The sequence below is a fragment of the Planomonospora sp. ID82291 genome, from assembly GCF_015711645.1.
Taxonomy (GTDB): Bacteria; Actinomycetota; Actinomycetes; order Streptosporangiales; family Streptosporangiaceae; genus Planomonospora.
Genome location: NZ_JABTEX010000001.1, coordinates 1,664,886 through 1,690,906, shown reverse-complemented (window position 1 = coordinate 1,690,906; position 26,021 = coordinate 1,664,886). Strand labels below are relative to the sequence as shown.

General features: G+C 72.8%; 26 protein-coding genes, 1 tRNA gene and 2 pseudogenes. 18 read left to right on the top strand and 11 right to left on the bottom strand.

Annotated elements, in window-relative coordinates; translation table 11 throughout:
* Positions 1-80 precede the first annotated feature (80 nt).
* Positions 81-581 carry a hypothetical protein gene (locus HS045_RS07460; RefSeq protein WP_196450385.1) on the bottom strand — a complete coding sequence of 167 codons (501 nt, stop codon included), beginning with the start codon at positions 579-581 and terminating at the stop codon, positions 81-83.
* A gap of 148 nt (positions 582-729) precedes the next feature.
* On the opposite strand from HS045_RS07460, the gene HS045_RS07455 reads away from it, so the two are divergent.
* Both HS045_RS07455 and HS045_RS07450 read left to right on the top strand, forming a co-directional pair.
* Positions 730-1,698 (top strand): magnesium transporter CorA family protein, encoded by a 969-nt coding sequence (locus HS045_RS07455; RefSeq protein WP_196450384.1) that lies wholly within the window; start codon positions 730-732, stop codon positions 1,696-1,698.
* 250 nt (positions 1,699-1,948) lie between these two features.
* Positions 1,949-2,680 (top strand): HNH endonuclease family protein, encoded by a 732-nt coding sequence (locus HS045_RS07450; protein WP_196450383.1) that lies wholly within the window; start codon positions 1,949-1,951, stop codon positions 2,678-2,680.
* 172 nt (positions 2,681-2,852) lie between these two features.
* On the opposite strand, the gene HS045_RS07445 is transcribed toward HS045_RS07450, so the two are convergent.
* Positions 2,853-3,779, bottom strand: a complete 927-nt coding sequence (locus HS045_RS07445) for a DUF4429 domain-containing protein (RefSeq protein ID WP_196450382.1) — start codon at positions 3,777-3,779, stop codon at positions 2,853-2,855.
* Between the two features lie 212 nt (positions 3,780-3,991).
* On the opposite strand from HS045_RS07445, the gene HS045_RS07440 reads away from it, so the two are divergent.
* The 5 genes from HS045_RS07440 (at position 3,992) to HS045_RS07420 (ending at position 8,705) form a co-directional block, all read left to right on the top strand.
* Entirely contained in the window at positions 3,992-5,290 is a 1,299-nt protein-coding gene (locus HS045_RS07440; protein ID WP_196450381.1) for an aminotransferase class I/II-fold pyridoxal phosphate-dependent enzyme, read from the top strand.
* An 87-nt stretch (positions 5,291-5,377) separates the two neighbouring features.
* Complete coding sequence (locus HS045_RS07435; RefSeq protein ID WP_196450380.1) at positions 5,378-6,232, top strand: hypothetical protein; 855 nt, start codon at positions 5,378-5,380, stop codon at positions 6,230-6,232.
* Between the two features lie 266 nt (positions 6,233-6,498).
* Complete coding sequence (gene sigJ / locus HS045_RS07430; RefSeq protein ID WP_307827408.1) at positions 6,499-7,368, top strand: RNA polymerase sigma factor SigJ; 870 nt, start codon at positions 6,499-6,501, stop codon at positions 7,366-7,368.
* Positions 7,365-7,823, top strand: a complete 459-nt coding sequence (locus tag HS045_RS07425) for a carboxymuconolactone decarboxylase family protein (protein ID WP_196450378.1) — start codon at positions 7,365-7,367, stop codon at positions 7,821-7,823. Before sigJ (HS045_RS07430) ends, HS045_RS07425 begins: the two co-directional genes overlap by 4 nt.
* Before the next feature lie 171 nt (positions 7,824-7,994).
* Positions 7,995-8,705, top strand: coding sequence for a VOC family protein (locus HS045_RS07420; RefSeq protein ID WP_196450377.1), 711 nt, complete (start codon positions 7,995-7,997; stop codon positions 8,703-8,705).
* Between the two features lie 101 nt (positions 8,706-8,806).
* Here the strand turns inward: HS045_RS07420 and sigJ (HS045_RS07415) are convergent, their stop codons facing one another.
* A complete protein-coding gene (gene sigJ, locus HS045_RS07415; RefSeq protein ID WP_196450376.1) occupies positions 8,807-9,721 on the bottom strand; it encodes an RNA polymerase sigma factor SigJ in 915 nt (304 codons plus the stop codon).
* 173 nt (positions 9,722-9,894) lie between these two features.
* Between sigJ (HS045_RS07415) and HS045_RS07410 the strand changes: the two genes are divergently transcribed.
* The 3 genes and pseudogenes from HS045_RS07410 (at position 9,895) to HS045_RS36400 (ending at position 11,744) form a co-directional block, all read left to right on the top strand.
* Entirely contained in the window at positions 9,895-11,046 is a 1,152-nt protein-coding gene (locus tag HS045_RS07410) for an amidohydrolase family protein (RefSeq protein ID WP_196451096.1), read from the top strand.
* 32 nt (positions 11,047-11,078) lie between these two features.
* Entirely contained in the window at positions 11,079-11,444 is a 366-nt protein-coding gene (locus HS045_RS34265; protein ID WP_230883468.1) for a hypothetical protein, read from the top strand.
* Positions 11,380-11,744 (top strand): annotated as a pseudogene (locus tag HS045_RS36400) (multicopper oxidase domain-containing protein). The gene HS045_RS34265 and the pseudogene HS045_RS36400 overlap by 65 nt, the downstream one beginning before the upstream one ends.
* 3 nt (positions 11,745-11,747) lie before the next feature.
* On the opposite strand, the pseudogene HS045_RS34260 reads toward HS045_RS36400, so the two are convergent.
* Together HS045_RS34260 and HS045_RS07395 are read right to left on the bottom strand one after the other, a co-directional pair.
* Positions 11,748-11,885, bottom strand: a pseudogene (locus HS045_RS34260) (IS5/IS1182 family transposase); the annotation flags it as partial.
* Between the two features lie 92 nt (positions 11,886-11,977).
* Positions 11,978-13,177 (bottom strand): cytochrome P450, encoded by a 1,200-nt coding sequence (locus tag HS045_RS07395; protein ID WP_196450374.1) that lies wholly within the window; start codon positions 13,175-13,177, stop codon positions 11,978-11,980.
* Between the two features lie 129 nt (positions 13,178-13,306).
* Here HS045_RS07395 and HS045_RS07390 point away from each other — a divergent pair, with 129 nt between their 5' ends.
* Both HS045_RS07390 and HS045_RS07385 read left to right on the top strand, forming a co-directional pair.
* Positions 13,307-13,780 (top strand): DUF6789 family protein, encoded by a 474-nt coding sequence (locus HS045_RS07390; RefSeq protein ID WP_196450373.1) that lies wholly within the window; start codon positions 13,307-13,309, stop codon positions 13,778-13,780.
* 149 nt (positions 13,781-13,929) lie between these two features.
* Positions 13,930-15,363 carry an MBL fold metallo-hydrolase gene (locus tag HS045_RS07385; RefSeq protein ID WP_196451095.1) on the top strand — a complete coding sequence of 478 codons (1,434 nt, stop codon included), beginning with the start codon at positions 13,930-13,932 and terminating at the stop codon, positions 15,361-15,363.
* Positions 15,364-15,516: 153 nt separating this feature from the next.
* Here the strand turns inward: HS045_RS07385 and HS045_RS07380 are convergent.
* Positions 15,517-15,590 (bottom strand) — tRNA-Pro (locus HS045_RS07380).
* A 32-nt stretch (positions 15,591-15,622) separates the two neighbouring features.
* Positions 15,623-16,546: a metallophosphoesterase gene (locus HS045_RS07375; RefSeq protein WP_307827407.1), complete on the bottom strand. Its 924-nt coding sequence runs from the start codon at positions 16,544-16,546 to the stop codon at positions 15,623-15,625.
* A gap of 92 nt (positions 16,547-16,638) precedes the next feature.
* Between HS045_RS07375 and HS045_RS07370 the strand changes: the two genes are divergently transcribed.
* On the top strand, positions 16,639-17,094 hold the full coding sequence (locus HS045_RS07370; RefSeq protein WP_196450371.1) for a GatB/YqeY domain-containing protein: 456 nt from the start codon (positions 16,639-16,641) through the stop codon (positions 17,092-17,094).
* A gap of 125 nt (positions 17,095-17,219) precedes the next feature.
* On the opposite strand, the gene HS045_RS07365 is transcribed toward HS045_RS07370, so the two are convergent.
* Positions 17,220-19,340 (bottom strand): transglycosylase domain-containing protein, encoded by a 2,121-nt coding sequence (locus tag HS045_RS07365; RefSeq protein ID WP_307827406.1) that lies wholly within the window; start codon positions 19,338-19,340, stop codon positions 17,220-17,222.
* A 389-nt stretch (positions 19,341-19,729) separates the two neighbouring features.
* On the opposite strand from HS045_RS07365, the gene HS045_RS07360 reads away from it, so the two are divergent.
* Entirely contained in the window at positions 19,730-20,026 is a 297-nt protein-coding gene (locus HS045_RS07360) for a WhiB family transcriptional regulator (protein WP_068898049.1), read from the top strand.
* Positions 20,027-20,238: 212 nt separating this feature from the next.
* On the opposite strand, the gene HS045_RS07355 is transcribed toward HS045_RS07360, so the two are convergent.
* Entirely contained in the window at positions 20,239-21,402 is a 1,164-nt protein-coding gene (locus tag HS045_RS07355; RefSeq protein ID WP_196450369.1) for an ArsA family ATPase, read from the bottom strand.
* Positions 21,399-22,400, bottom strand: coding sequence for an ArsA-related P-loop ATPase (locus HS045_RS07350; RefSeq protein ID WP_196450368.1), 1,002 nt, complete (start codon positions 22,398-22,400; stop codon positions 21,399-21,401). Before HS045_RS07350 ends, HS045_RS07355 begins: the two co-directional genes overlap by 4 nt.
* Positions 22,401-22,585: 185 nt before the next feature.
* On the opposite strand from HS045_RS07350, the gene HS045_RS07345 reads away from it, so the two are divergent.
* From HS045_RS07345 to HS045_RS07330, 4 genes are all read left to right on the top strand, one after another.
* Positions 22,586-22,741, top strand: coding sequence for a DUF4177 domain-containing protein (locus HS045_RS07345; protein WP_141703503.1), 156 nt, complete (start codon positions 22,586-22,588; stop codon positions 22,739-22,741).
* Between the two features lie 5 nt (positions 22,742-22,746).
* Positions 22,747-23,205 (top strand): RidA family protein, encoded by a 459-nt coding sequence (locus HS045_RS07340; RefSeq protein WP_196450367.1) that lies wholly within the window; start codon positions 22,747-22,749, stop codon positions 23,203-23,205.
* Positions 23,206-23,450: 245 nt separating this feature from the next.
* The gene (locus tag HS045_RS07335) at positions 23,451-24,278 is read left to right on the top strand and encodes an NUDIX domain-containing protein (protein WP_196450366.1); all 828 of its coding nucleotides are present in this window, start codon (positions 23,451-23,453) and stop codon (positions 24,276-24,278) included.
* 124 nt (positions 24,279-24,402) lie between these two features.
* Positions 24,403-25,194: an MBL fold metallo-hydrolase gene (locus tag HS045_RS07330; protein WP_196450365.1), complete on the top strand. Its 792-nt coding sequence runs from the start codon at positions 24,403-24,405 to the stop codon at positions 25,192-25,194.
* A gap of 20 nt (positions 25,195-25,214) precedes the next feature.
* Here the strand turns inward: HS045_RS07330 and HS045_RS07325 are convergent, their stop codons facing one another.
* Positions 25,215-25,895: a Crp/Fnr family transcriptional regulator gene (locus HS045_RS07325; protein WP_196450364.1), complete on the bottom strand. Its 681-nt coding sequence runs from the start codon at positions 25,893-25,895 to the stop codon at positions 25,215-25,217.
* Positions 25,896-26,021 lie beyond the last annotated feature (126 nt).

Sequence of the window (26,021 nt, the reverse complement as noted above, 5' to 3'; positions counted from 1 at the left end):
GGCATCGCCCGGCGGGGCCGTACGGACGACTCCGCCGGTACGGGGCGCGGAGCCGTACCGGCGGAGTCGTCCGCGGGCGCCTACCGGTGGTGCGAGGTGCGCTGGTGGCGGCCGGCGACCAGCTGGTCGGTGGGCCGACCGGACTGGCGGGGGACGTCGACCCTCGGGTGGGGGGCCGTGGGCTCGTCCCGGTCGTCGACGCCGTCCCGGTCGCGGTCCCGGCTCACGGGCGGGGCGGCCGGAGCGGCGGCGGGGTCGGGGGTCTCGTGGAGCTTGCGCTCCAGCTCGCGCTTCTCCTCCTCCAGACGGGTGACGCGGTCACGCGCCTCCATCCGGGACTCGCGCAGCCGGCGGCGGCGCGCGGCGGCGTGCCGCATGCCGGCGAGCATCAGCGCGATGCCGAGCAGGAAGACGGCGCCGGTGACGACGCCGGCGAAGAAGAACTCCAGCTGCGAGAGCTGGAAGGTGCGGTCGAAGACCGTGAACGACGCGGTGGCGGTGGATGTGGCGGCCTCGTCCCAGGAGACCGCGATCACGGCCGCACCCGCGAGCACGATCAGGAGAAGTCCCAGCACTATCATCGTGACCTCATCTCGGCTGCGGATGTTGCGGAGCTTCTGCTTCCCGGGGCGTGCCGGATTATTCGTCGGCCGGGCCGGGTTTTGTTCGGACATGACGGACGTTGAGATCGTCGAGGCCGGTGGCGTTCCGTCTGGTTACCCTTACGGGATGGATCGCACCCGCCTGTACCGTGACGGCGTCCTGGTGCGGGAGAACTTCCCCATCGACGACGTGTCGGAGTGCGTCGCCGAGCCCGGCGCCGTCGTGTGGTTCGACCTCTGCGCGCCCACGGACGCGGAGCTGGCGAAGATCAGCGAGGAGCTCGGCCTGCACGAGCTGGCCGTCGAGGACGCGCTCCACGACCGCCAGCGCCCGAAGCTCGACACCTACGACAGCCACCTGTTCATCACCGTCTACGCGGCACGGCTGGCGGAGCGCCGGATCGACCTCACCGAGCTGTCGGTCTTCGTGACGGAGAACGCCCTGGTCACGGTGCGCGACAGCGACGGCTTCGACATCGAGGGGGTGCTCCGGCGCTGGGACGCCAACGCCGCGATGGCCCGGCACGGCGTGGCCTACCTGCTGCACGGCCTGCTCGACCACATCGTGGACGGCTATTTCGAGGTGCTGCAGCCGCTGGACGACCAGATCGAGGAACTGGAGGACGAGCTCTTCGACGGGGTCGACGGCGACCTGCGCACCCGCCACCGCCAGACGTTCGAGCTCCGCAAGACCCTGGTGCAGTTCCGCCGGCTGGCGATGCCGATGCGGGAGGTCGTCGGCACCCTGCTCCGCCGGGGCCCCGAGACGGTCGACCCGGTGCTGATCCCGTACTACCAGGACGTCTACGACCACATCCTGCGCGCCGCCGAGTGGACCGACTCCCTGCGGGAGCTGGTGGGCAACATCCGCGAGGCCCACCAGAACCAGCAGGGCTTCAAGCTCAACGAGATCATGAAGAAGGTCACCAGCTGGGCCGCCATCATCGCGGTGCCCACCCTGATCACCGGGTTCTACGGGCAGAACGTGCCCTACCCCGGTTCGGGAGAGCCGGCGGGCTTCTGGATCTCGACGGCTCTGATCGTCGCGGGCACGGTCCTGCTCTACCGGGAGTTCCGGAGACGCGACTGGCTCTGACGACCGGTGCTGACGACCTGCTCTGACGGCCGGTGCTGACGATCTGCTCTGACGGCCCGTCGGAGGCGCCCTCTTCGGGAGGCGCCCTCTTCGGGAGGCGCCCTCTTCGGGAGGCGCCCTCTCCGGGAGACGGCCCGGAGGATCCGGCGGAGCCCGCGCCGGTGGCCTTTCCGGGCCGCCGCCGTGTCACCGGGGCCGATTCAGGGAATCGGTGAAGTGCCGGTCAAGGGACGGTACTCGGAGGTCATGGGTGAGCACGCGGGGGGTGGTCACCGCCGTCCTGGTCGCCGCGGTGATGTTCGCGGCCGTGACACGGCAGGAGACCGGGGCGGCGACCGCGCCCTCGGGCGCCGTGGTGCGGGCCGCGCCCCTGCAGAACCCCGACGGCGTCAGGCCCGGCCTGGCCCCTGTCACCGGCGGAGACAGGGCCAGGGCGGTGCGGTTGATCAAGCGGTTGAGGACCGCGCCGATGGGGCCGAAGTCCGGTTACTCCCGAGCCCGGTTCGGGGAGAACTGGGCCGACACCGCCGCGGGCGTGCCGTACGCGCGCAACGGCTGCCGGACCCGCGACGACCTGCTCGCCCGCGACGGAGAGAACGTGCGCTACCGCAGGGGGTCGCGGTGCGTGGTGGTCGGACTGGACCTGCGCGACCCCTACACGGGCAGGACCATCCGCTGGAGCAAGCGCCGCGCGGACGAGGTCCAGGTCGACCACGTCGTCCCGCTCTCCTACGAGTGGCGGATGGGCGCCTCGCGCTGGTCCAGGACCAAGCGGGAACGGATCGCCAACGACCCGCTCAACCTCATGCCCGTGTACGGCGACGCGAACGAGGCCAAGGGCGGGTCCGGCCCGGCCGCCTGGCTCCCGCCCCGGCGCAGGGTCCGCTGCGCCTACGCCGTCCGGTTCGCCCAGGTCGCCCTGAAGTACGGCCTCCCGGTGACGCAGGCCGACAAGGCCGCCATGCTCGCCCAGTGCCGCTGAGCCCGGGGATGCCGCGGGGCTCGGGGATGCCGCGGGGCCCGAGGACGCCGCGGGGCCGGCGTGGTGGGACTGAAACGGTGGGGCCGGCGTGGTGGGACCGGAGCGGCGGGACTGGAGCGGCGGGACCGGAGCGGCGGGAGGTGGGACCGGTGGGAGCCGGGAGCCGCCGGGCTCAGAAGCGCCGGAGGATCGCCTGCTTGGCCTGGGCGAACTCCTCGTCGGTGAGCACGCCGTCCCGGTGGAGGCCGCCCAGCTCGCGCAGCCGCCGCAGGAGCGTGTCGTGGTCGTCCGGCTGCTCGCTCCCCTTCCCGGCCCGCTCCGCCGGGCCTTCCCCGGTTCCGGTCGCGGTGGCCTGCGCGGTGAGGGCGGCCCGTTCCGCGGCGGGCGGCGCGGGAGCCGACGGGTGCGGCAGCCGGGCGGTCAGGGCCGCGAGGAGCAGCGCGATCGTCCGGGTCTCCTTGTCCATGCCCCACAGCACCAGGCAGTGCGGGTCGTACTTGGGGGCGAGCCGGTGCGTCGAGCCGTGGACGTGGAAGCGGATGTGCCCGTTCTCCAGTCCGGCGGCCGGGATCCACTCCACACCGGTCAGCTCGGACAGGGGGATCCGCTGCGGACCGGCGGACTTCTTGGTCGACTCCACCGTCCAGTTCCACTCCAGGCGGACCGAGTCGCCGTCGAAGGTCGCGGTCCCGTCCCCTGCCGCGGCCGTCAGCGGCACGCTCGGGCCGGGCATCAGGTAGCGGGAGACCGGCGCGTCCGGCACCTGCTCGATGACCAGGGCGTTGCGCACCTCGTCCACGAAGTACTCGGCGACGCCGGTGCGATCGGGCTCGACGGCCAGCTGGTAGGGATCGGCCGAGTCCGGGATGCGACCGCGTGCGGCCTGGATGAACGGGTCGGCGCCCTCGCGCAGGCGCAGCCGGAGCCGCCCGCCCTTCTTGCCGGGCTCGTAGGAGACACCGGCCACCGCCTCCAGCGGCACGGTCACCTCGCCGAGCGACTGCCGCAGTTTGTGCACCCCCCGGTCACGGCCGGGCACGATCCGCAGGATCTCCCCGTCGAACGTCCACGTCCCGTCACGCCCCATGACCTCCGCCATACGCCTGATCTTATGCAGAAACGGGATTTCTCCGGCTGCGGGGACGGCCGTGCGGGCGTCTGCGGGGACGGCCGTGCGGGCGTCTGCGGGGACGGCCGCGGGTCCGGTGACGCCGCCGGGGGCGTCACCGGACCCGGAAGCCCGGCGCCGCCGGGGGTCTTCTATTCTTTCAATCCCACCCCACCCCCGATCCGGCAGGCGAAGGAACCCTCGTGACCTCCTCGGCCTCTTCCCCCTCCCCGGCTCCGAACACGGCGGCGCCGACCGCCGAGCGCGACCGCGCCCGGCGCGACTACGAGGAGCTGGTCCGGCGCGGCCTCTCCCTCGACCTCACGCGGGGCAAGCCGTCGCCGCGCCAGCTCGACCTCGCCCAGGCGCTGCTGACGCTGCCCTCGGGCGGCCACCGCGCCGCCGACGGGACCGACACCCGCAACTACGGCGGACTGCAGGGCCTGCCGGAGCTTCGGGAGATCTTCAGCGGCCTCCTGCAGGTCCCGGCGGCGCAGCTGGTGGCGGCGGGAAACTCCAGTCTCACCCTGATGCACGACTCCGTCGTGCACGCGCTGCTCAGCCGCCTGCCGGGCGCCGATCGCCGCTGGGCGGACGAGCCCCGGATCGCCTTCCTGTGCCCGGTCCCCGGATACGACCGGCACTTCGCCCTGTGCGAGCGGTTCGGCATCGAGCTGATCCCGGTGCCGATGACCGCCGACGGCCCCGACATGGACGTGGTGGAGGGCCTGGTCCGCGAGGACGCCCAGATCAAGGGCATCTGGTGCGTGCCGAAGTACAGCAACCCCGACGGCGCCTGCTACGGCGACGCGACCGTGCGCCGCCTGGCCGCCATGCCGACCGCGGCCCCGGATTTCCGGATCTTCTGGGACAACGCCTACGCCGTCCACCACCTGACCGACGAGCGCGTGGAGATCGCCGACCTGCTGGCGCTCTGCGCCGAGAGCGGCAACCCCGACCGGGCGTTCGTCTTCGGCTCCACCTCGAAGATCACCTTCGCCGGTGCCGGGGTCGCCTTCTTCGGCTCCTCCCCGGACAACGTGGCCTGGCTGATCGGCAACCTGGGCAAGGGCACCATCGGCCCGGACAAGGTCAACCAGCTCCGCCACGTGGAGTTCCTCCGCGACGCCGACGGCGTGCTCGCGCACATGGAGCGCCACCGCGAGCTGCTGCGGCCGAAGTTCGACGCGGTGGAGGCGATCCTGAGCAAGGAACTGGGCGGCACGGGGCTGGCCACCTGGTCGCGCCCGGCGGGCGGCTACTTCGTCGGCCTCGACGTGCTGGAGGGCTGCGCGCGCGAGGTGGTGCGCCGCGCGGCCGAGGCGGGCATCGCCCTGACGCCCGCCGGGGCGACCCACCCGTACGGGAAGGACCCCCGCGACAGCACCATCCGCATCGCACCCAGCTACCCGGAGCCGGAGGAGCTGGAGCTCGCCATCACCGGCCTGACCGTGTGCGTGCGGCTCGTCGCCACCGAGAAGCTGCTGGAGGCATCCCGCTGACACCGGAACGCCGCGGCGGAGCGGTGATCCATGGGGCATCCTGGGATCAAGAGGTCGCGGGTGGTTCGAGCCGGAGAGGACGGGACTATGGCCGTCGGGTTCCGCAAGGTCGCCGGGGACATCAAGGCCCGCCGCAACCTGGACGTGTACGCCGTGGCCGCCGTCACCGTGCTCTTCGCGGTCCTGTCGACCATCGGCGACATCCTGCCCGACAACCTCAAGTGGACCGTCGTCCTGGCCGGGATCGGCCTGCTCGTCTACCGGGTCGCGGTGCCTCCCGAGCCCGCGGCCAAGCAGGACGACCTGCTGGGCGACCGCTCGGCCTACGAGCACGTCCCGCTGCACGTCCGCTTCCGCCAGGCGCGGGACGTGCGGATCCTCGCCCCCTCGGCGGTGAACCTCCTCTCGCCGCAGACCTGCGAGCTGCTGCGGAGCACCGTGCTGTCCCGCGCGGACGGCACGGTGCGGGTGCTCGTCCTCGATCCCGCGGAGACCGCGGCGGTCGGGATCGCCTCGGCCCAGCTCGACGACTCGGTCGACCTGCCCGTGCAGCGGCTGCCCGACGCGGTGCGCACCACCGTCGGCCATCTGCGGGCCATGGGCCGCTGGCAGGTGAAGGGCGACTTCGGAGCGCGGCTGCTGCCCTACAGCCCCGGTTTCAGTCTCATCGCGCTGGACCCGGACACCGCCCACGGGAAGGTCATCGTCGAGACGCACGGGTTCCGCAACACCTCGACCGCCTCCCGCATGCACCTGGAGCTCACCAGGGAGAACAGTCCGCACTGGTACGCCTACTGGCTCCAGCAGTTCGAGCACGCCTGGCAGACCGGCTCGCCGCTCGACGGCGCGGTCCGGGATCCCGGTCCCGTCGGGTCCGCTCATCCCGCGGGGTCCGCCGATCCCGCGGGGTCCGTCGGTCCCGCCGCGCCCGCCCAGAGCTGAGGGGTCCGCTGATCCCGCCGCGCCCGCCCGGAGCTGAGGGGTCCGTCGGTCCCGCCGCGCCCGCCCGGAGCTGAGGGCGATCCGGATGGGGACCGGCTCGTCCGGTCGCGGGTCAGGGCCTCGGCCTCTCCCCGAACGCACCCGGGCCCGCTCCGGGCCCTCCCCGTACCGTCCGGGGGCGCCGCGGATGCGAGCATCGGACCCGGTGCGGACCGGAAGGCGGGGTACGGATGTCACACGGTCGAGGGCTGTCCCGTCCTCATGGCGTGAACGACGATCTCGACGGCCTCGCCGCGGAGTTCCACGCGATCCGGCCCCGGCTGGTGGGAGTGGCCTACGGGCTGCTCGGCACCGTGGACGAGGCCGACGACGTGGTGCAGGACGCGTGGCTGCGCCTGGTCCGGACCGACCGGACGGAGATCCGGGACGTCACCGGCTGGCTGGTGGTCACGGTCTCCCGGCTCGCCCTGGACGTGCTCCGCTCGGCGCGCGTGCGCCGGGAGGAGTACGTGGGTCCGTGGCTGCCCGAACCGGTGGTGCAGGAGTCCGACCCCGCCGAGCGGGTGACGCTGGACGAGTCGATGAGCCTGGCGATGCTGGTCGTGCTGGAGTCGCTCAGCCCGGCCGAGCGCACCGCGTTCGTGCTGCACGACGTGTTCGGCCTCCCGTTCGCCGAGGTGGGTGAGGCGGTCGGGCGCACGCCCGCGGCCTGCCGCCAGTTGGCGGCCCGCGCGCGCCGGCACGTCTCGGCCCGCGCGCCCAGGTTCGACGTGGACGCCGCCGAGCACCGCAGAGTGGTGGACGCCTTCGCCGCGGCGTCGGCGGGCCGGGACCTCGGTGCCCTGCTGGCGCTGCTCGACCCGGACGTGGTGCTGCGCAGCGACGGCGGCGGAGTCGTCAGGGCCGCCCGGCGGCCGATCCTCGGCGCGGACCGGGTGGCCCGCTTCGTGCTCGGCGTGGCCGAGCGCTTCGGCGCCCGCCACCGCCTGCGGCCGTCCACGGTCAACGGCCGGCCGGGCCTGCTCCGCTTCCAGGGGAAGGAACTCGTCGGGGTGATGGGGCTGACCGTCGCGGACGGCCGGATCACCGAGATCGACACCGTGATGAATCCCGAGAAACTGAGGAGAGTCCGATGAAGGCACGGATGAGCGTCGCGGAGCTGGCTCCGGAGGCGTACCAGGCGATGCTGGGCCTGGAGGGGTTCCTGCGCAGCAGCACGCTGCCGCACGCCACGCTGGAATTGGTGAAGCTGCGCGCCAGCCAGATCAACGGCTGCGGGTTCTGCGTGGACATGCACAGCCATGAGGCGAAGAAGGCCGGGGAGAGCGACGAGCGGCTCTTCGCGGTGGCGGCCTGGCGGGAGGCGCCGTACTTCACCGACGCCGAGCGGGCGGCGCTCGCCCTGGCCGAGGAGGCCACCCGGCTGGCCGACCGGGGCGAGGCCGTGCCCGACGCGGTGTGGGAGGAGGCCGCCCGGCACCACGACGAGAAGACGCTGGCGGCGCTGGTCGTGGCGATCGCCACGATCAACGCATGGAACCGCATCTGCGTGACCACCCGGCAGATCGCCGGCTCCTACCGCCGGTCCTGACGGCCTCCGGTCCTGACGGCCTCCGGTCCCATACGGCCCCTCCCCGACCCCGTACGGCCTCCGGTCCCGTACAGCCCCTCCCCGACCCCGTACGGCCTCCCCGGGGAGAGCGGACGTTCTCCGCGACGCGAGGCCTCCCGGGGGACGGGTGTTCTCTGCGATCATGCCGGGATGACCGAGAACGGCGGGAACGCGGCAGGGAGGCCGAGCAGGCGGGAGATCTCCGAGGCCGTCGGCGACCTGGGGTGGCGGTACGTCCTGGGCGCCCTGCAGACGCAGCTCCGGGTGCCCTCGCTGCGCCGGGCGGCCGACGTCGCCGCGCGTGTGGTGGCGGCGGCCGGTGCGGAGGCCGACGGCGCTCTCTGGATGGACGTGCGCGGCGACCGGCTGGTGCTCACGCTGCAGTCGCTCGCCGCGGCGACGGTGACCTCCGCGGAGGTGGAGCTCGCCGGCCGGATCTCCGCGGCCGTGCGGGAACTCGGCCTGCGGCTCTCGCCCGGGGTCGCCGACCCGGAGCCGCGCTCGGTCCAGCTCGTCGAGATCGCGATCGACGCGCTGGACGCCGCGCGGATCCGCCCTTTCTGGAAGGCGGTGATGGGCTACGTCGACGAGGTCGGCGCGGACGGCCCGCAGGACCCGATCGTCGACCCGCTCCGCCACGGCCCGGCGATCTGGTTCCAGCGGATGGACGAGGCCCGCCCGCAGCGCAACCGCATCCACCTGGACGTGTCCGTCCCGCACGACGAGGCGCCCCGCCGGATCGAGGCGGCCCTGGCCGCCGGTGGTGTGCTCCTGTCCGACGGGCACGCCCCGTCCTTCTGGGTTCTGGCGGACGCGGAGGGCAACGAGGTCTGCGTCACGACCTGGCAGGGCCGGGACTGAGAGGTCGGCGAAGGCCGTTAGAAGCTGCTGGTAGGCGGGATGGCCGGGCAGCACTGGAGGCGGCGTAACCGGTTCGGCTTGGCGAGCCGGATGAGGGAGCGTCACCGCTGGGCTTGGGGGAGCTTGTCGGGATTGGTGATTGAGTAGATGCTCACGATCTGGTCGCCGTCGGGGGTGAGGTCGACGATGACCACCGCGATCGGGCTGTCTCCGGAGAAGACCAGCGCACATGGGTCACCGGCAACGCGCCGGTAGCGGATGTCCAGTCCGTCGGCGGGTAGCGTCGCGGCGACCGACATGAACAGCGCGGCCACCCGGTCGCGGCCGTGCACGGGGCGCAGGCTGGTGGCGGGTCCCTTGCCGCCGCCGTCGGTCCACAGGGTCACGTCGGGGGCGAGCAGTTCCAGCAGGGCGCGCAGGTCGCCGCCGAGGGCGGCCGCGGCGAACCGTTCGGTGACCTGGGAGTGCACGTCGGGCGCGGGCCGGTGCCGGGGACGGCGCGCCTGGACGTGGCGGCGTGCGCGGGCGGCGAGCTGGCGGACGGCCGCCGGGGAGCGGCCGAGGATGTCGGCGGTCTCCGGGTGGCCGAACCCGAACACCTCGTGCAGCACGAAAACCGCCCGTTCCAGCGGTGACAGGGTCTCCAGTACCACCAGCATCGCCATGGACAACGATTCGGCGCGTGAGGCGGCGTCGGCGACGTCTTCCTGGGTGGTGACCAGCGGTTCGGGCAGCCAGGGGCCGACGTAGGTTTCCTGACGGCGGACGACTTCTGCGCGGCGGGCGAGCGCCTGGTTCATCGCGATCCGCACCAGGTAGGCCCGGTGGTTCTCGACCGGTGCGGCGTCCGGCGTCCGGTGCCGGGCGGACCAGGCCAGCCAGACCTCCTGCAGCGCGTCCTCGGTGTCGGCGAGGCTGCCGAGCATGTTATAGACCACCGAGAACAGCAGTTCGCGATGGTCGAGGAACTGCTCGGTGACCGCTTCGCCGGTCGTGTGCTGTGGAGCCGATGCCATGGTGTCCCCTTCTCATCCTCATCTCTCGCGACCGAAGAGTCCCCTGATCCCGCGAGTGTGACATGGACGCCTCGAATGTGATCCAGGACACGATCTGCTGCGGCGATGTCACACTCGGCGGCCGGCATCCCTCTCTGGTGGCGTCCGAAATCACGATCCGCAGGAGATGTTCGATGCGTACTTTGATCCGTGACGCCAAGGTGTTCGACGGCGAGCGCACCATCGCGCCGACAGATGTGGTGCTGGAGGGCGATCGGATCGCCTCGGTCGGTGCTGACGCCGGTGCCGGTCTTCGGGCCGACGTCGAGGTCGACGGGACCGGCGGGACGCTTCTTCCGGGGCTGATCGACGCGCACACGCACGTCTTCGACGGCAGCCTGGCAGAAGCCCTGCGCTACGGGGTCACCACCGAGCTCGACATGTTCTGCCTTCCGCAGACGCTGCCGAAGCAGCGGCGACTGGCCGCCGAGAACGACGACGTCGCCGACTTCCGCAGCGCGGGCACCCTGGCCACCGCGCCCGGCGGACATCCCACGCAACTGCTCGCGGCCCTGGCCGGCACTGTCCTGGATGGCATCGACGCAACAGCGATCGACTTCGTCTCCGATCCGGCGCAGGCGCCGGCCTTCGTGGCGGCCAGGCTGGCCGAAGGAGCCGACTACCTCAAGATCGTTATCGACGACGGCGCGGTGCACGGCGCCGACCTTCCCGCGATGAGGCCGAGGACCATCGCCGCCCTCACCGCGGCGGCGCACGAGGCGGGGCTGCGGGTCATCGCCCACGCGATCACAGCCGCCGAAGCGGCGATCGCGATCGATGCCGGCGTGGACGGTCTGGCCCACGTGTGGACCGACCTCGCACCGGACGACCCCGCCTCACGGCTGCTGGCCGAAAGGGTTCGCGCCCAGGGGGTCTTCGTGGTCACCACGCTCGCCTACTTCGAGGCGATCACCGCCCAGCACGTCCAGACCGCCGACTGTGCCCGGCCCGGCAGCTCCGCCAACGCCGCCGGCGCGATGCGAGCCCTGCGGCACGCCGGTGCGCCCCTTCTCGCCGGAACCGACGCCACTCCGTTCGCGCCCGCCCACGGCGCCGGGATGCACCGCGAACTGCGCCTCCTCACCGAGGCCGGGCTCAGCCCGCAAGAAGCGCTGGCCGCGGCGACCAGCCTTCCCGCACACCACTTCGGCCTGTCCGACCGCGGTCGCATCGCCCCCGGTCTACGCGCCGACCTGATTCTGGTGAAAGGCGATCCCACCCAGGACATCACCACCATCGCCACCATCACCGAGGTCTGGCGGCGCGGCGTCAGGCAGTCCCGCTGACCACCTCCCGCACCCGTCCAGGAGCGACTTCCATGCTCGAATGGCATACCCGCGATCCGCTGCGTCTGATGCGCGTCACCACCGTCCTGCAATCGGCCGCCCTTCTCGCGCAGGCGGTGACGGCCGGTCTCCTGCTGGCCTCGGTGTCCGCCGGTCTGACGGCGCACGGCGTCCTGGCTGGAACCGTCGTCCTCGTCGTGCTGCTCAACCTCCTGGGCGCCGTTCTGGCCGGCTCGCCCGAGCTGCCCGGCCGCCATATCGCCGCTGCCGGCGCATACGGCCGTCCGCACCCGGACCTTCGAACTCGCCGAACACCACATCAACGGCAGGAAGATGGATCCCCGTCGGATCGACGCGCACGTCGGCAAGGACACCACCGAGATCTGGGAGGTGCGTAGCGGCGACAGCACCCTGCACACCTTCCACGGGCACGACGTGCAGTTCCAAGTCCTGGCGGTCGACGACCGCAGACCGCCTCCGGAACTGTCCGGAAGGACACCGTCCTGCTTCCGCCGGGAACTCGGATGCGACTCATCATGCGCTTCGCCGACTACGCCGACCCCCACTGGCCCTACATGTTCCACTGCCACTTGCTGTACCACGAGAACGAGGGAACGATGGGTCAGTTTTTCGTCCTCGCCCCGGGTCAGGCCGCCGAACCGGCGCTCCTCCCTGGTGAACACCCGTCACATCACTGAGACGATGTTGCGCTTGCGGCCGACGATCTTCTTGCCGGCGTCGATGCCCTGGGCGGCGGCGGGTGCGTCGCCGGAGGTCTTGATGCTCTGGCTGTCGATCAGGCAGGCCGTCGGTTCGGGATCGTGACCCTCGGCGGCGCGGGCCGGGCGGCGCAGCAGGCCGCTGCCCCGGTGTGTGGTCCGGCCGGTCCTGTGGTCCGGCCGGGCCGGCGGAGGCGCCCCCGGCCGGACGGTCACCCCTTCGGGACGACCGGGAGCCGCTCCGGACGCCGGACGATGTGCCCGGTGGTCCACGGCACGGCGTCCGCCGGTTCGGCGAGGGCCAGGCCGGGGAGCCGCTCGGTCAGCACGGCGAGCGCCTCGACCAGCTCCAGGCGGGCCAGGTTCGCGCCGAGGCAGTAGTGGGCGCCGCGGCCGAACGCCAGGTGCCCCGGACCGTCGCGGCCGATGACGAAGCGGTCGGGTTCGGGGAAGGCCGCCGGGTCGTGGTTGGCCGCGCAGGGCGGGGCCATGACGGCCTCGCCCCGCCGTACGCGGCCGCAGGAGAGCTCGACGTCCTCGGTGGCGACGCGGAGCAGGCCGACGTCCCCGGGCTCCTCCATCCGGAGCAGTTCCTCGACGGCGGGTGCGACCAGCTCGGGAGAGGCCACCAGGCGGGCGTACGCGCCGTCCGGGCCCAGCAGCCGGAGCAGGGCGCGGGACAGCACCGAGGCCGTCGTCTCGTGACCGGCGAGGAAGAGCCCGAGCGTGATGCGGATCAGCTCCTCCTCGTCGAGCTTGTCGCCCTCGTCGTGGGCCTCGATGAGCGCGGTGAGCAGTCCGTCACCGGGACGGAGGCGGTGCGCGGCGATGAGTTCGGCGATGTAGGCCCCGAACTCGATCATCGCGGAGATCTGCTCGTCGGGGGTGAGCGCCGACGTGGAGAGCGCGGCGTCGGACCACTCGCGGACCCGCGCGACGTCGAGGTCCTCGACGCCCATGACGTCGCAGATCACCTGGACCGGCAGGGGGAAGGCGAAGGCGGAGACGAAGTCGACCGGGCCGTCCTGCTCCAGCATCCCGTCCACCAGCCGGTGCGCGATCGCGCGCACCCGGGGACGCCACGCCCCGATCTGCCGGGGGGTGAAGGTCCCGGACAGCAGCCGCCGCAGCCGGGTGTGGCGCGGCGGGTCCATGGAGATGATGCTCCCGGGGGCGTCGGCGATGTCGAACCCCGGAAGGAAGCGCGGCGCCCCGGGATAGTCGAGCTCCCGGGAGAACCGCGGGTCGCTCAGGACCGTGGCGACGTCGTCGTACCGTACGGCCAGTAGGGCGCGGTCCCCGCTGGGCATCTCGACCGGTCCGAGGGGCTCCTCGCGGTGACGGCGGCCGTACTCGGTGGGAGGGCCCTGGTGCGGGCCGGGGGCGAACGGGAACTGCGCGGCGTCCGACATCAATCGACCGTATCAACGGAACCCCCGGTCGGAAAGGAGCCTTCCCGATCCTTCGGCAGGCAGGTCCCGCCCCCGGGAGCGGTGCCCGCGCGCCGGTTTTCCCCGCCGGGATGAGGGCATTCGCCCGTCATGATGCGCAACCTGGTCAGAGGGGCCGCAGGAGGCGTGCTCGCCACCGCGGTGATGAGCGTGGTCATGGTCGCCGGGGAGAGGGCCGGGCTGATGGGCGACCAGCCGCCCAAGCGCATCGTCCGCGCCGCCCTCCCCGGACACCGGTACCGGCCCAAACCCGGTGAAGGGGTCCTGGGCGCGATCGCGCACATCGGGTTCGGCGCCACCGCCGGCGCGCTGTACGGCCTGCTCTCCCGCGGGAGGCCGGTCGCCCCGCCGCTCGGCGTCGTCTACGCCCTGGGGATCTGGGTCGGCAGCTACGCGGGCTGGGTTCCCCGCCTGGGGATCCTGCCCTCGATCCCGCACGACCGTCCGGGACGCCCCCTGGTGATGGGCGCGGCCCATGTGGTGTACGGCGCGGCGCTCGCCCTCGCGCTGAACCGGATGAACGGCACGGACCCCACCGGCTCCGGAGCCCGCGGGACGGGATGACGCCACAGCCGGCGGAGCGGGGCGGTCCGGAGGCCGGATCCGGAGTGCTTCCGCGAGGCTTCCTCCCTTCCGTGCGGGTATGAACCGGTGAGGGGCCGAACCGGTAAGGGGCCGTCGGTGCCGTGGACCGACCGAGCGGGGGCGAGGCAATGGAGATCGTGTCGTTCCGTACTCCGGGCCTGGGCGACCAGAGCCATCTGCTGGTCCACGAGGGTCTGGGGGTGCTCGTCGACCCCCAGCGCGACGTCGACCGGTTCCTGCGGGCCGTCGCCGAGCGGGACGTGGAGCTGCGGTTCGTGCTGGAGACCCACCTGCACAACGACTACGTCTCGGGCGCCGAGCAGGCCGCGCTGCGCACCGGGGCCGAACTGGTGCTGCCCGCCGCGGCGGCGGCCGCCTACCGCCACACCCCCGCCTTCCACCTGGAGGACCTCGCGGCCGGCCGGGGCCTGGTCGTCCGCCCGATCCACACGCCGGGCCACACCCCCGAGCACACCGGCTACCTGGTGCTGGCCGACGGCGAGCCCGCGGCCGTGTTCTCCGGCGGCAGCCTGCTGGTGGCCTCGGCCGGCCGCCCCGATCTGCTGGGTCCCGAGCGGGCCCGCACCCTGGCCCGTCTGCAGTACGGCTCGCTGCGCCGGCTGGCGGCCCTGCCCCCGCGGACCCGCCTGTTCCCCACCCACGGCCAGGGCTCGTTCTGCACCGCCTCCGGCGCGGGCCGGCACACCTCCACCATCGGGGAGGAACTCACCGGGAACCCGCTGCTGGCCCTCGCCGTCGGCGGTGCGGCCTCCGCCGCTTCCGCGACCTCCGCGGCATCCGCAGGCGCCGACTCCGCGGCATCCGCGGCATCCGCAGGCGCCGACGCCGCCGCGGAGGCCTTCGCCGACGCCCTGCTCGCCGATCCGATGCCGATCCCGGCGTTCTACCGGCACATGGGCCGGGCCAACGTCCTCGGCGTGCCGCCGATGCCCTCTCCGAGGGTCCCCGAGCTCACCGTCACCGCCGTGCCCGACGGGGCGCGGGTGGTGGACGTCCGCTCTCGGAGGGCGCAGGCGCGGGGCGCCCTCCCCGGATCCGTCGGGATCGAGCCGGGTGACGACCTGGGCAGCTGGGCCGGCTGGCTGCTGCCCTACCGGGCGCCGCTGGTGCTGGTCGCCGAGCGGGAGCAGGACGTCACCGAGGAGGTCGTCCAGCTCGCGCGGATCGGGATGGACACGGTCCGCGGCGTCGTCCGGGACCTCGGCCCGGCGGCCACGCAGACCTTCACGCTCGTGGACCTGCCCGCCTTCCTCCGGCATCTCGCCCTGCCCGGCGCACAGGTGCTCGACGTGCGGATGCCCGCCGAGCGGCGGGCGGCGCGGCTGGCCGGCGCGGTGGAGCGCTTCCTGCCCGACCTGGTGACCGAGGGCGTCCCGGACGGCCTCGACCGGGACCGCCCCGTGCTGGTCGCCTGCGGTTCCGGCCGCCGGGCCTCCATCGCCGCGACGCTGCTGGCGGGAGAGGGCTATCGGCCCGTCGTGCTGACGGACGCCGGGATCCCCGACGTGCTCGCCGCCCGCACCGCGCACCGCGCCGCCTGACGGTCCGCGCCGCCTGACGGTCCGCGCCGCCCGCGCACCGCGCCGCCTGACGGTCGGGCCCCGCACCGCCGGACGGTCCGCGGGGGAAACGACCGAGGGCCCGGTCGCCGTCTCCGGCGACCGGGCCCTCGGCCTCGGGAATTCACTGCAACGTCGGGGTGACAGGATTTGAACCTGCGACCTCTTCGTCCCGAACGAAGCGCGCTACCAAGCTGCGCTACACCCCGGTGCACGCCGTCTTGCTCGTGCTTGGGAAAGTCTAGCGGACTTCGTGGATGCTTGTGCCACTCCGGCGGCGCGGCACGAGCGTCAGGAGCGAGGCCTCCGGGAAGCAGGCGAACCGGACCGGGGAGTACGGGCTGGTGCCGAGGCCGGCGGAGACGTGGAGGTAGGCGGAGTCGTGGCGGCTCAGGCCCTTGACCCGGGCCCGGTCGATACCGCAGTTGGTGACGAGCGCGCCGTAGAACGGGATGCAGAGCTGGCCGCCGTGGGTGTGCCCGGCCAGCAGGAGCTGGTAGCCGTCGGCGGCGAAGCGGGTCATGTTGCGGGGCTCGGGGGAGTGCATCACGCCCAGGCGGAGGTCGGCGTCCGCGGGGGCGGGACCGGCGATCCGGTCGTAGCGGTCGTAGTCGATGTGGGAGTCGTGGATGCCGCCCACGGCCACGTCGAGGTCGGCGACCTTGATGCGGGCGGTGGTGTTGTTCACGTCGAGCCAGCCCTCGGCGGCCATCCCGGCGCCGAGTTCCTCCCAGGGCAGGTCGGGCGTGTTGCGGCTGTTGTCGCCCTTGGAGGTCCGCCACAGGTAGCGGGCGGGGTTCTTGGGGCGCGGGGAGTAGAGGTCGTTGGAGCCGTACACGAACAGGCCCGGACGCTCCAGCAGGGGCTCCAGGGCGTGCAGCAGCGCGGGGACCGCCTCGGGGTGGGCGATGGAGTCGCCGGTGTTCACCACCAGGTCGGGCCGGAGGTCGCCCAGGGAGCGGACCCACTCGATGAGCAGCCGCCGCCCGGGGGTGAGGTGCAGGTCGGAGAGGTGGAGGATGCGCACCGGGCGCTGTCCGGGCTCCAGCACCGGCACGTCGAAGCGCCGCAGCCGGAACGCGTTGCGCTCGATGACGGAGGCGTAGGCCAGACCGGCCAGACCGGCGCCGAGCAGGGACAGGGGTACCGCGGCTGCTTTCCTCACCCTCCCATCATGCCCGAGCCGGGCCGCCGATCCGGCCCGCCGGAGGGAAACCCGGAATACAGCCGGGCTGGTGAGACGGCAAGATGGACCGCATGAGCGCATTGAAGGACAAGCTGAAGGCCGATCTGACGGCCTCGATGAAGAGCAGGGACGAGATCCGCACCCGGACGATCCGGATGGCCCTCGCGGCGGTGAACGTCGAGGAGGTCTCGGGCAGGACCTCGCGCGAGCTGACCGACGACGAGATCGTCAAGGTGCTGACGAAGGAGGCCAAGAAGCGCCGCGAGGCGGCCGAGGCATTCGGCGGGGCCGGCCGCACGGAGCAGGCGCAGGCCGAGCTGGACGAGCAGGCCATCCTGGAGGAGTACCTTCCGGCCCAGCTCTCCGACGCCGAGCTCGCCGCGCTCGTGGAGGAGGCCCTCGCGGAGAGCGGCGCGTCGGGGCCGCAGGCGATGGGGCAGGTCATGAAGGTCCTCAACCCCAAGGTCGCCGGGCGCGCCGAGGGCGGCCGGGTGGCCCAGGCCGTGCGGGCCCGCCTGGCGGGCTGATGATCCCGGAGGCGTCCTCCGGGCCGGCGACGTGAAGAGAGAGAGCCCTCTCCGGGCGCCACCGGCCCGGAGGAGGGCTCTCTTCTTCTCTCCGCGTTCACCGCTCGCATCGACCGCCGCGGCGGTCAGGGGATGATCGGAGCGCCGCCGTTCGCGCCGCCCCAGTCGTCCGGGGCCTCCACGTCGTTGCCGCCGCCTCCGCCTCCGCCGCCGCCTCCGCCGTCGCCGCGGCCGCCGCCGTCACCGCCGACCTCGGCGGGCTTCTTGGGCGGCGGGGCGCACCGGCCGGCCGAGCAGCCGCCGAAGCGCTCCATGTTCACCGGGGTGAACGGCGTCGCCTCCACGCCCTTCAAGGCGTCGATCATGGAGTTCTTCCAGATCGGCCCGGCGATCGAGGCGCCGTACACGTAGGAGTAGTAGCGCCCGCCGATGGTCACGCCGATCAGGTCGTGCTCGAAGGCGCCGCGCGGGTCGCCGATGCTGACCGCGGAGGCCAGGTCGGGGGTGAAGCCGGCGAACCAGGCCGCGGTGTAGGCGTCGGTGGTGCCGGTCTTGCCCGCCGCGGGGCGGCCGATGCCGCCGACGGCGCTCATCGTGCCCTTGGTGAACACCCCGGACATGATGTGCGCGGCCGCGTCGGCGACCTCCTCGTCCAGGACCTGCTTGCACTTCGGCTTGTACGGGGTGGCCTTGTTGTTCCGGTCGCGGATCTCGGTGATGGCCATCGGCTTGCAGTAGGCGCCGCGGGCGCCGATCGTCGCGTAGGCGGCGGAGACCGTCACCGGGTCCATCTCGTTGATGCCGAGGGTGAAGGTCTCGTACTCCTTCAGCGGCTGCCCGTCGGCGCGCTTGATGCCGAGTTTCTGGGCCGTCTTGACGGTCTCGCAGAGCCCGACGACCTCCTCCAGCTTCATGAAGAAGGTGTTCACCGAGCCGAGGGTGCCGGTGGTCAGCGTCTTGAAGCCGCCGCCGCCCTCGCTGGAGTTGCTGACCGTGTGCGAGGGCTCGCCCACCCGGTTGCCCTTGCAGTCGCGGAAGGCGCCGCTGCTCGGCGCGTTGTAGCCGGAGCCGGTGCCGAAGCCGTCGTTCAGCTTCATGCCCTTCTCCAGGGCGGTGAGCAGGGTGAAGGGCTTGAAGGTGGAACCGGCCTGGAAGCCGGCGCCGCCGCCGTGCAGCACGTCGGCGGCGAGGTTGTAGCTGATCTCGTTCTTCTTCTTGTTCTGCCCGAACTTCCGGCTGGCGGCCATCGCCTTGATGGCGCCGGTGCCCGGCACGACCATGGCCTGGGAGGCGACCGGCTTGTCGGTGGTCTTGACGTAGGCCTTGATGGCCTTCTCGGAGGCCTTCTGCGCCTGCGTGTCGAGCGTCGTCTTGATCGCCAGGCCGCCGCGCTGGAGGAACCTCTTGCGCGCCTCGGCGGTCTTGCCGAAGTCCTCGTTGTTGAGGATCTCGTGCTGGACGTAGAGGCAGAAGTAGGGGTACGGGCTCTCGTCGCAGCCGCCGGGGACCGGGACGTCCTTGTAGCCGAGCTTCTTGGCCTTGGCCTCCTCGGCCTCCGCCTTGGTGATCTTGCCGAGTTCGGCCATCCGGTTCAGCACGGTGTTGCGCCGCTCCAGCAGCCGGGCGCGGGCGGCCTTGCCGGTGTTGGGGTCGGTCACGCTCGGGTTCTGCACGGCCCCGGCCAGCGTGGCGGCCTCCCACAGGGTCAGCTTGGAGGCCGGCTTGCCGAAGAACCGCTTGGCGGCGGCCTGGATGCCGTGCGCGCCCGCGCCGAAGTAGGAGATGTTGAGGTAGCGCTCGAGGATCTCCGACTTGGTGTACTTCTCCTCGATGGCCAGCGCGTAGCGCAGCTCCTTGAGCTTGCGGGCGAGCGTGGGCGCCTGGGCGGCCTCCTGCTCCTCCTTGGTCTCGGCGCTGTTGACCAGGACGAGCTTGACGTACTGCTGGGTGATCGACGAACCGCCCTGCACGACGCCGCCGCCGGAGAAGTTCTTCACGGCGGCGCGGGCCGTGCCCTCCAGGTCGAGCGCGCCGTGCTCGTAGAACCGGTAGTCCTCGATCGCGACGATCGCGGTCTTCATGACGTCGGCGATCTGGTCGAGTTTCACCGACTCGCGGTTCTCGTAGTAGAACTGGGCGAACTGCTTGCCGTCGGCGTCCAGCAGGACGGTCCGCTCGGGCAGCGGGGGCTCCTTGAGCTCCTCCGGCTGCAGGTGCAGCTCCTGGATGGCGGACTTCACCGTCACGCCCGCACCACCCATCGCCGGAAGCGCGATGGCAGCGACCAACACCCCGGCGGCGGCGCCTGCGGTGATGAGCCGCAGGACGTTCCCCGCTGCCGATTTCTGATCTTTGCCTTGAGCTTGCACGAGAACAAGAGTACGTCGGGTGGGCGGCTCGAATGGTAACGGAACACCGTTCGGGCTTGGTGTTCCCTTGAATCGCGGACAGGTAACTAGTCATTCCCGGCCACATGGCCGCCCATGACCATGCAAGAAATTGGTCCCGCCGGGGGCTGTCCACCCGAACGTCTGATTGCGTACGTTCTCTTTCTGCGGCAACTGAATACGGAAGCCCGACGACCGCGCCCGTCGGCTCCAAGTCACGACTGACCACCTAAGGGGAGTGGGGTCGAATGTGGATCACGGATTGGACGTCCAGCGCGGCCTGCAAGGGTGCGGATCCTGACGCGCTGTTCGTCCAGGGCGCTGCCCAGAACCGAGCGAAGCTCATCTGCCGAGGGTGCCCGGTCCGAACCGAGTGCCTCGCCGACGCGCTGGACAACCGCATCGAGTTCGGGGTGTGGGGCGGGATGACCGAGCGGGAGCGCCGGGCGCTGCTGCGCCGGCGACCCGACGTCGACTCCTGGCGGGACCTGCTCGAACTGGCCAAGGAAGAGTACGAGCGGACGAACGAGCTGATCGCCGGCTGAGCCCGCGAGCCGCCCCGGCATGATTTCGACCCCGTACGGCCGCGCCGCCCGCCGGCCGTACCCCTGTCGTCCGCGCGCCGTTCCGTGTCCGCCTGCCTGCGGTGTGGAACGGCGCGTCGGCGCCGAGGTCCGGGGAGCCGCGTCACGGGTCCGGCTCCCGTGCCGAGGCCCGGGCGGTCCGTCGAGGCCCGGGCGGTCCGGGCGGGTCCGCGTCAGGCCGCCGGGCGCCACCGCCCGGCCAGCAGCGCGCCCACCTCGCGCAGACCCTCCAGGTCGTGCACGTCCGTGGGCATCGCGGGGACCTGGACGATCGGCACCGTGGGGTGGGCGGAGACGAAGTGCTCCTGCTCGCGGTGCTCCCGGGCGGCCAGCTGCATGCGGTCGGCGTGCAGCCGCAGCACCGCCGCGGTCAGCTCGTGCTCGCCCCGCGCCTCCAGGTCCTCGGCCGCCGCGCTGCTCCGGGCCGCCGACAGCCCGGAGACGGGTGAGCGGTGGACCCGGTTGACCACGAGCCCGGCCAGCGGCATGCGCTCCTCGGCGAGCCGCTCCACGAAGTACGAGGCCTCGCGCATCGCGTCCCGCTCGGGCGCGGCGACGACCACGAACGCGGTCCCGGGGGCCTGCAGCAGCCGGTAGGTCTGGTCGGCGCGCGCCCGGAACCCGCCGAAGACGGCGTCCAGGGCGGAGACGAACGTCTGCAGGTCCTTGAGCACCTGCGCGCCCAGCAGCTTGGTCAGGGTCCCGGCGACGAACCCGAAACCGGCGTTGAACAACTTGAAGGCGCTGCGCCCGCCGACCTTCGCCGGGGCGGTCAGCAGGCGGATGAGCCGCCCGTCGAGGAAGCGGCCGAGCCGTTCCGGCGCGTCCAGGAAGTCCAGGGCGGAGCGGGAGGGCGGGGTGTCCACGATGATCAGGTCCCAGTCGCCCGACCGGCGGAGCTGGCCGAGTTTCTCCATCGCCATGTACTCCTGCGTGCCGGAGAAGCTGGACGACAGGGACTGGTAGAAGGGGTTCGTCAGGATCTGCCGGGCCCGCTCGGGGTCGGCGTGCGCCTCGATGATCTCGTCGAAGGTCCGCTTCATGTCGAGCATCATGGCGTGCAGCTCGCCCTCGCCGTCCACGCCCGCGACGGGCCGGGGCGTGTTGTCGAGCTCGGTCAGGCCCATCGACTGGGCCAGCCGCCGCGCCGGGTCCACGGTGAGGACCACGGCGCTGCGCCCGCGCTCGGCGGCGCGCAGCCCCAGGGCCGCCGCGGTGGTGGTCTTGCCCACGCCGCCGGAGCCGCAGCAGACGATGATCCGGGTGTTGCGGTCGTCGACGATCGCGTCGAGGTCGAGCACGGGGGCGTCGCGATGCCCTCCGGTCCGCTCGTTCATGCTGCTCCCTGGGTGCGGATCGATTCGGCCAGCTCGTACAGCCCGGCGAGGTCCACGCCGTCCGGCAGCAGCGGCAGCTCGTAGCGGGGCCGGCCGGAGGCGTCGAGCGAGGCCCGCTCCTGGCGCTCCAGCTCGGTACGGCGGGCGTGCTCGACGATCTCCTCGGCGAGGGCCGAGGCCACGGCGGCGGCGTCGGCCCCGTCGGCCAGCCCGGCCGCCTTGAGGCCCAGCGCCAGCTCGTCCGGGTCGAACCGGCCCGCGGAGGCCGCCTCGACGGCCTCCGCGGGCAGCAGCGAGCTCCTGACCATGTTGGTGAAGACGCCGCCGGGCGGCAGGCCCGCCGCGCGCAGCTCGGCCAGTCCGTCGATGGTCTCCTGGACGGGCATCTCCTCCAGGAGGGTGACGAAGTGCACCGCGGTCTCGGGCGAGGCGACGACGCCGTTCACCAGGTCGGCGTGGTTCTTGATCGGGCCCATCCTGGCCAGTCCCGCGACCTCGTTGGTGACGTTCAGGAAGCGGACGATCCGGCCGGTCGGCGGGGCGTCCAGCACCACCGCGTCGTAGACCCGCCGGCCGTTCTTGTCCCTGCGCCGCACGGCCTCGGTCGTCTTGCCGGTGACGAGGACGTCGCGGAAGCCGGGGGCGATGGTGGTGGCGAAGTCGACGATGCCCAGCTTGCTCAGCGCCCGGCCCGCCCGGCGCATGCCGTAGAACATCTCCAGGTAGTCGAGCATGGCCTCTTCGGGGTCGATGGCCAGCGCGTACACGTCGCCGCCCCCCGGGGCGACGGCGATCTTCCGCTCCTCGTACGGCAGCGGCGGCAGATCGAAGATCTGCGCGATGCCCTGGCGCCCCTCGACCTCGACCAGCAGAACCTTCCGGCCGCCCGCGGCGAGCGCGAGGGCGAGCGCGGCGGCGACCGTGGTCTTCCCGGTGCCGCCCTTGCCGGTGACGACGTGAAGCCGTACCCCATCCCAGTCGGTGTCGCGCGCTTTCACAGTTCGAAGGCTACCCAACGGTTACTTGAGGACTCGCGCGGACCGCGGTTTGGGATGCGATTCACATCCCTTCCGCGCCCTTTCCTGCCCTTTCCTGCCCTTCCGCGGTGACCGGGCCGTACGGGCCGCGCCGGAGGCGTCCGGCGGGGGCGTCCGGCGGGGGCGGGCTCGCTAGGGTGTCTCGCATGACGAAGTGGGAGTACTCGACTGTTCCGCTGCTGGTCCACGCGACCAAGCAGATTCTCGACAACTGGGGCCAGGACGGCTGGGAGCTCGTCCAGGTCGTGCCGGGGCCGAACCCCGAGCAGCTGGTGGCCTACCTCAAGCGCCCGAAGGAGTAGGCGCGGTGTCCCCCGAGGAGAAGCTGGCCGCGCTCGGGCTGAAGCTGCCCGAGGTCGTGCCGCCGCTGGCGGCCTACGTCCCGGCCGTCCGGTCGGGCGACCACGTCTACACCTCGGGCCAGGTCCCGATGGTGGACGGCAGGCTGGCGGCGACCGGCAAGGTCGGCGCCGAGGTGAGCGCGGAGGAGGGCCGGGAGATGGCCCGGATCTGCGCGCTCAACGCCCTGGCGGCGGTCGCGTCGGCGGCCGGCGGCCTGTCGAACGTGGTCCGGATCGTGAAGGTCGTCGGGTTCGTGGCCAGCGCTCCGGACTTCACCGGCCAGCCGCAGGTGGTCAACGGCGCCAGTGAGCTGCTGGGCGAGGTCTTCGGCGAGGCCGGGGTGCACGCCCGCAGCGCGGTCGGCGTCGCCGTCCTCCCGCTGGACGCGCCGGTCGAGGTCGAGCTGATCGCCGAGGTCCGCTGACGGCCGAGGGCCGGGGTCCGCTGACGCCTGAAGGCGGCCGGAGAGGGGCGGCCGCCCGGGAGGCGGTGAGCGCCGGAGGCTACGGCGACCGCCGGAGGGTGCGGCGACCGCCGGAGGCTACGGCGACCGCCGGAGGGTGCGGCGACCGCCGGAGGGTGCGGCGATTGCCCGGGATGTGAGCCGTGCCACATGATGGACCTGGAAACCGAGTGATGTTCGGGTTGGTTCGGGCGAAAGGTTCAGTCATGGGTGGGATTCCGCTTCCCGGGGAGCTCGGTGAGCGCGCGCGCGACATCCTGGCCGGGCGGGCCGATCCCGTCCCGGCCCGGGACGCCGCCACCGTGGTCGTCCTGCGCGAGGGTCCCGAGGTCTACCTGCTCCGGCGCAAGGCGAGCATGGCCTTCGCCGCCGGGGCCTACGTCTTCCCCGGCGGCTCGGTGGACCCGCGCGACGCCGACCAGGCGGTCGCCTGGGCCGGGCCCCCGCCCGCCGCGTGGGGCCGGGTCTTCCGCGCGGACGAGAAGACCGCGCGGGGCCTCGTCTGCGCCGCGGTCCGGGAGACCTTCGAGGAGTCGGGCGTGCTGCTGGCCGGCTCCTCGCCGCACTCCGTCGTGGACGACACCACGGGAGACGACTGGGAGGCCGACCGGCTCGCGCTGATCGGCCGGACCCTGTCCCTCGCCGACGTCCTCGGCCGCCGCGGCCTGGTCCTCCGCGCCGACCTGCTCCGTCCCTGGGCGCACTGGATCACGCCGGAGATCGAGAGCCGGCGCTACGACACCCGGTTCTTCGTCGCCGCGCTCCCGCCCGGCCAGCGCACCCGCGACGTCGGCGGCGAGGCCGACCAGGTCGCCTGGGTACGGCCCGGCGAGGCGATCGGACAGGCGGACAGGGGGGAGATCTTCCTGATGCCGCCCACCCGCCGCACGCTGAGCGAGCTGGCCGCCTACGAGAAGGTCGCCGACGTGCTCGCGGTCGAGCGGGAGATCGTCACCGTGATGCCGCGGGTCGTGGAGGTGGGCGGCGAGGTGCGCCTCGTGCTCGACGACGACTACCGGTTCGGCCCGGCGTGAGCGGGCGGCGCGGACGAGCCGGGGGGTGCCGGGCGTCGGGTCGTGCGGGCGTCGGGCGGCGCGGACGAGCCGGGAGGTGCCGGGCGTCGGGTCGTGCGGGCGTCGGGCGGTCGGAGGAGATCGCATGAGCGGCCTGCGGATACCGCTGGAGGGGCCCGACGGGGCCGGTACGGAGCACGCGGTCAACCTGCTGGCCCCCAACCCGTCCCCCATGACCCTGGACGGCACCAACACCTGGGTGATCGGCCGGGGCGAGGAGGTGCTGGTCGTCGATCCGGGACCGGACGACGAGGCGCATCTCACCCGGGTGGCGGCGCACCTGCGGGACCGCAGGGTGGCCGCGATCCTGCTCACCCACGGTCACCACGACCACAGCGGCGGCGCGCGCGGCCTCGCCGGGCTGACGGGCGCCCCGGTGCGAGCGCTGGACCCGCGGCACCGGCTGGGCGACGAGGGGCTCGAGGACGGCGACGTGATCGGTCTGGGCGACCTGGAGCTGCGCGTGCTGGGCACGCCCGGCCACTCCGCGGACTCGCTCTGCTTCTGGCTGCCGGCGGACCGGGCGGTGCTGACCGGGGACACCGTGCTGGGCCGGGGGACGACCGTGATCGCCCCCGACGGCGACCTGGCCGACTACCTCCGCTCGCTGGACCGGCTCCGCGCCACCGCCGAGCAGGTCGGGGCCGAGGCGCTGCTCCCCGGGCACGGGCCGGTGCTGCCGGACCCGATCGCCGCGCTGGACGGCTACGTCGCGCACCGCAGGCGGCGCCTGGACCAGATCCGGGCCGCGCGGGAGAGCGGCGCGGCCACGCCCGCGGAGATCGTCGCGATCGTCTACGCGGACGTGGACCGCTCGCTCTGGCCCGCGGCCGAGATGTCGGTCCGGGCCCAGCTGGACTATCTCGGCGGGGCCTGACCGCGCCGCCCGGCGCGCGGCTAACGCGAGCGGTTGTGCAGCCGCTCGATGTCCATGATGACCACGGCCTTGGCCTCGATGCGCAGCCAGCCGCGCTGGGCGAAGTCGGCCAGGGCCTTGTTCACCGTCTCCCGTGAGGCGCCGACCAGCTGGGCCAGCTCCTCCTGGGTGAGGTCGTGGTGGACCCGGACCCCGTCGTCGACCTTCTGGCCGAAGCGGTCGGCGAGGTCGAGCAGGGCCTTGGCGACCCGGCCGGGCACGTCCGTGAAGACCAGGTCGGCCAGGACGTCGTTGGTCCGGCGCAGCCGCTGGGCCAGGGCGCGCAGCAGGTGCAGGGCGACCTCGGGACGGCCGGTCAGCCAGGGGCGCAGGTCGTCGTGGCCGAGTCCGGCCAGGCGGACGTCGGTCAGCGCGATGGCGGAGGCCGTACGCGGGCGGGGGTCGAACAGCGACAGCTCGCCGAACATCTCCCCCGGGCCGAGCACGCTGAGCAGGTTCTCCCGGCCGTCGGGAGCGGTCCTGGACAGCTTGATCTTGCCTTCGAGGACGACGTAGAGCCGGTCACCCGTCTCGTTCTCGTTGAAGAGGGTCTGGCCCTTGGACAGCCGGACCTCCGAGACGCTGGTGCGCAGGGCGGCGGCGCCCTCGCGGTCGAGCGCGGAGAACAGGGGGGCCCTGCCCAGCACGTCGTCGGTGTTCACGGTGCCTCCTTGTTGAGGTTTCACGCTTCGTCCCCGCGCTCGCCGCGCCCGCGTGACGCCGCCGGCGGACGGTCCGTCCCGCGTCCTGGTGTCCTCACGTCGTCCTCTGGCTCTGCGCTGATGTGG

Excerpts from the sequence above, each read along its gene's own strand:
- HS045_RS07445 (WP_196450382.1), bottom strand. The coding sequence starts at position 3,779 with ATGGCGGAGGTCATGGGGCGTGACGGGACGTGGACGTTCGACGGGGAG.
- HS045_RS07345 (WP_141703503.1), top strand. The coding sequence starts at position 22,586 with ATGACGAAGTGGGAGTACTCGACTGTTCCGCTGCTGGTCCACGCGACC.
- sigJ (WP_196450376.1), bottom strand. The coding sequence starts at position 9,721 with ATGGCATCGGCTCCACAGCACACGACCGGCGAAGCGGTCACCGAGCAG.
- HS045_RS07460 (WP_196450385.1), bottom strand. The coding sequence starts at position 581 with ATGATAGTGCTGGGACTTCTCCTGATCGTGCTCGCGGGTGCGGCCGTG.
- HS045_RS07455 (WP_196450384.1), top strand. The coding sequence starts at position 730 with ATGGATCGCACCCGCCTGTACCGTGACGGCGTCCTGGTGCGGGAGAAC.
- HS045_RS07385 (WP_196451095.1), top strand. The coding sequence starts at position 13,930 with ATGGAGATCGTGTCGTTCCGTACTCCGGGCCTGGGCGACCAGAGCCAT.
- HS045_RS07420 (WP_196450377.1), top strand. The coding sequence starts at position 7,995 with ATGACCGAGAACGGCGGGAACGCGGCAGGGAGGCCGAGCAGGCGGGAG.
- HS045_RS34265 (WP_230883468.1), top strand. The coding sequence starts at position 11,079 with ATGCTCGAATGGCATACCCGCGATCCGCTGCGTCTGATGCGCGTCACC.
- HS045_RS07335 (WP_196450366.1), top strand. The coding sequence starts at position 23,451 with ATGGGTGGGATTCCGCTTCCCGGGGAGCTCGGTGAGCGCGCGCGCGAC.
- HS045_RS07390 (WP_196450373.1), top strand. The coding sequence starts at position 13,307 with ATGATGCGCAACCTGGTCAGAGGGGCCGCAGGAGGCGTGCTCGCCACC.
- HS045_RS07330 (WP_196450365.1), top strand. The coding sequence starts at position 24,403 with ATGAGCGGCCTGCGGATACCGCTGGAGGGGCCCGACGGGGCCGGTACG.
- HS045_RS07370 (WP_196450371.1), top strand. The coding sequence starts at position 16,639 with ATGAGCGCATTGAAGGACAAGCTGAAGGCCGATCTGACGGCCTCGATG.
- HS045_RS07410 (WP_196451096.1), top strand. The coding sequence starts at position 9,895 with ATGCGTACTTTGATCCGTGACGCCAAGGTGTTCGACGGCGAGCGCACC.
- HS045_RS07395 (WP_196450374.1), bottom strand. The coding sequence starts at position 13,177 with ATGTCGGACGCCGCGCAGTTCCCGTTCGCCCCCGGCCCGCACCAGGGC.
- HS045_RS07355 (WP_196450369.1), bottom strand. The coding sequence starts at position 21,402 with ATGAACGAGCGGACCGGAGGGCATCGCGACGCCCCCGTGCTCGACCTC.
- HS045_RS07435 (WP_196450380.1), top strand. The coding sequence starts at position 5,378 with ATGGCCGTCGGGTTCCGCAAGGTCGCCGGGGACATCAAGGCCCGCCGC.
- HS045_RS07360 (WP_068898049.1), top strand. The coding sequence starts at position 19,730 with ATGTGGATCACGGATTGGACGTCCAGCGCGGCCTGCAAGGGTGCGGAT.
- HS045_RS07425 (WP_196450378.1), top strand. The coding sequence starts at position 7,365 with ATGAAGGCACGGATGAGCGTCGCGGAGCTGGCTCCGGAGGCGTACCAG.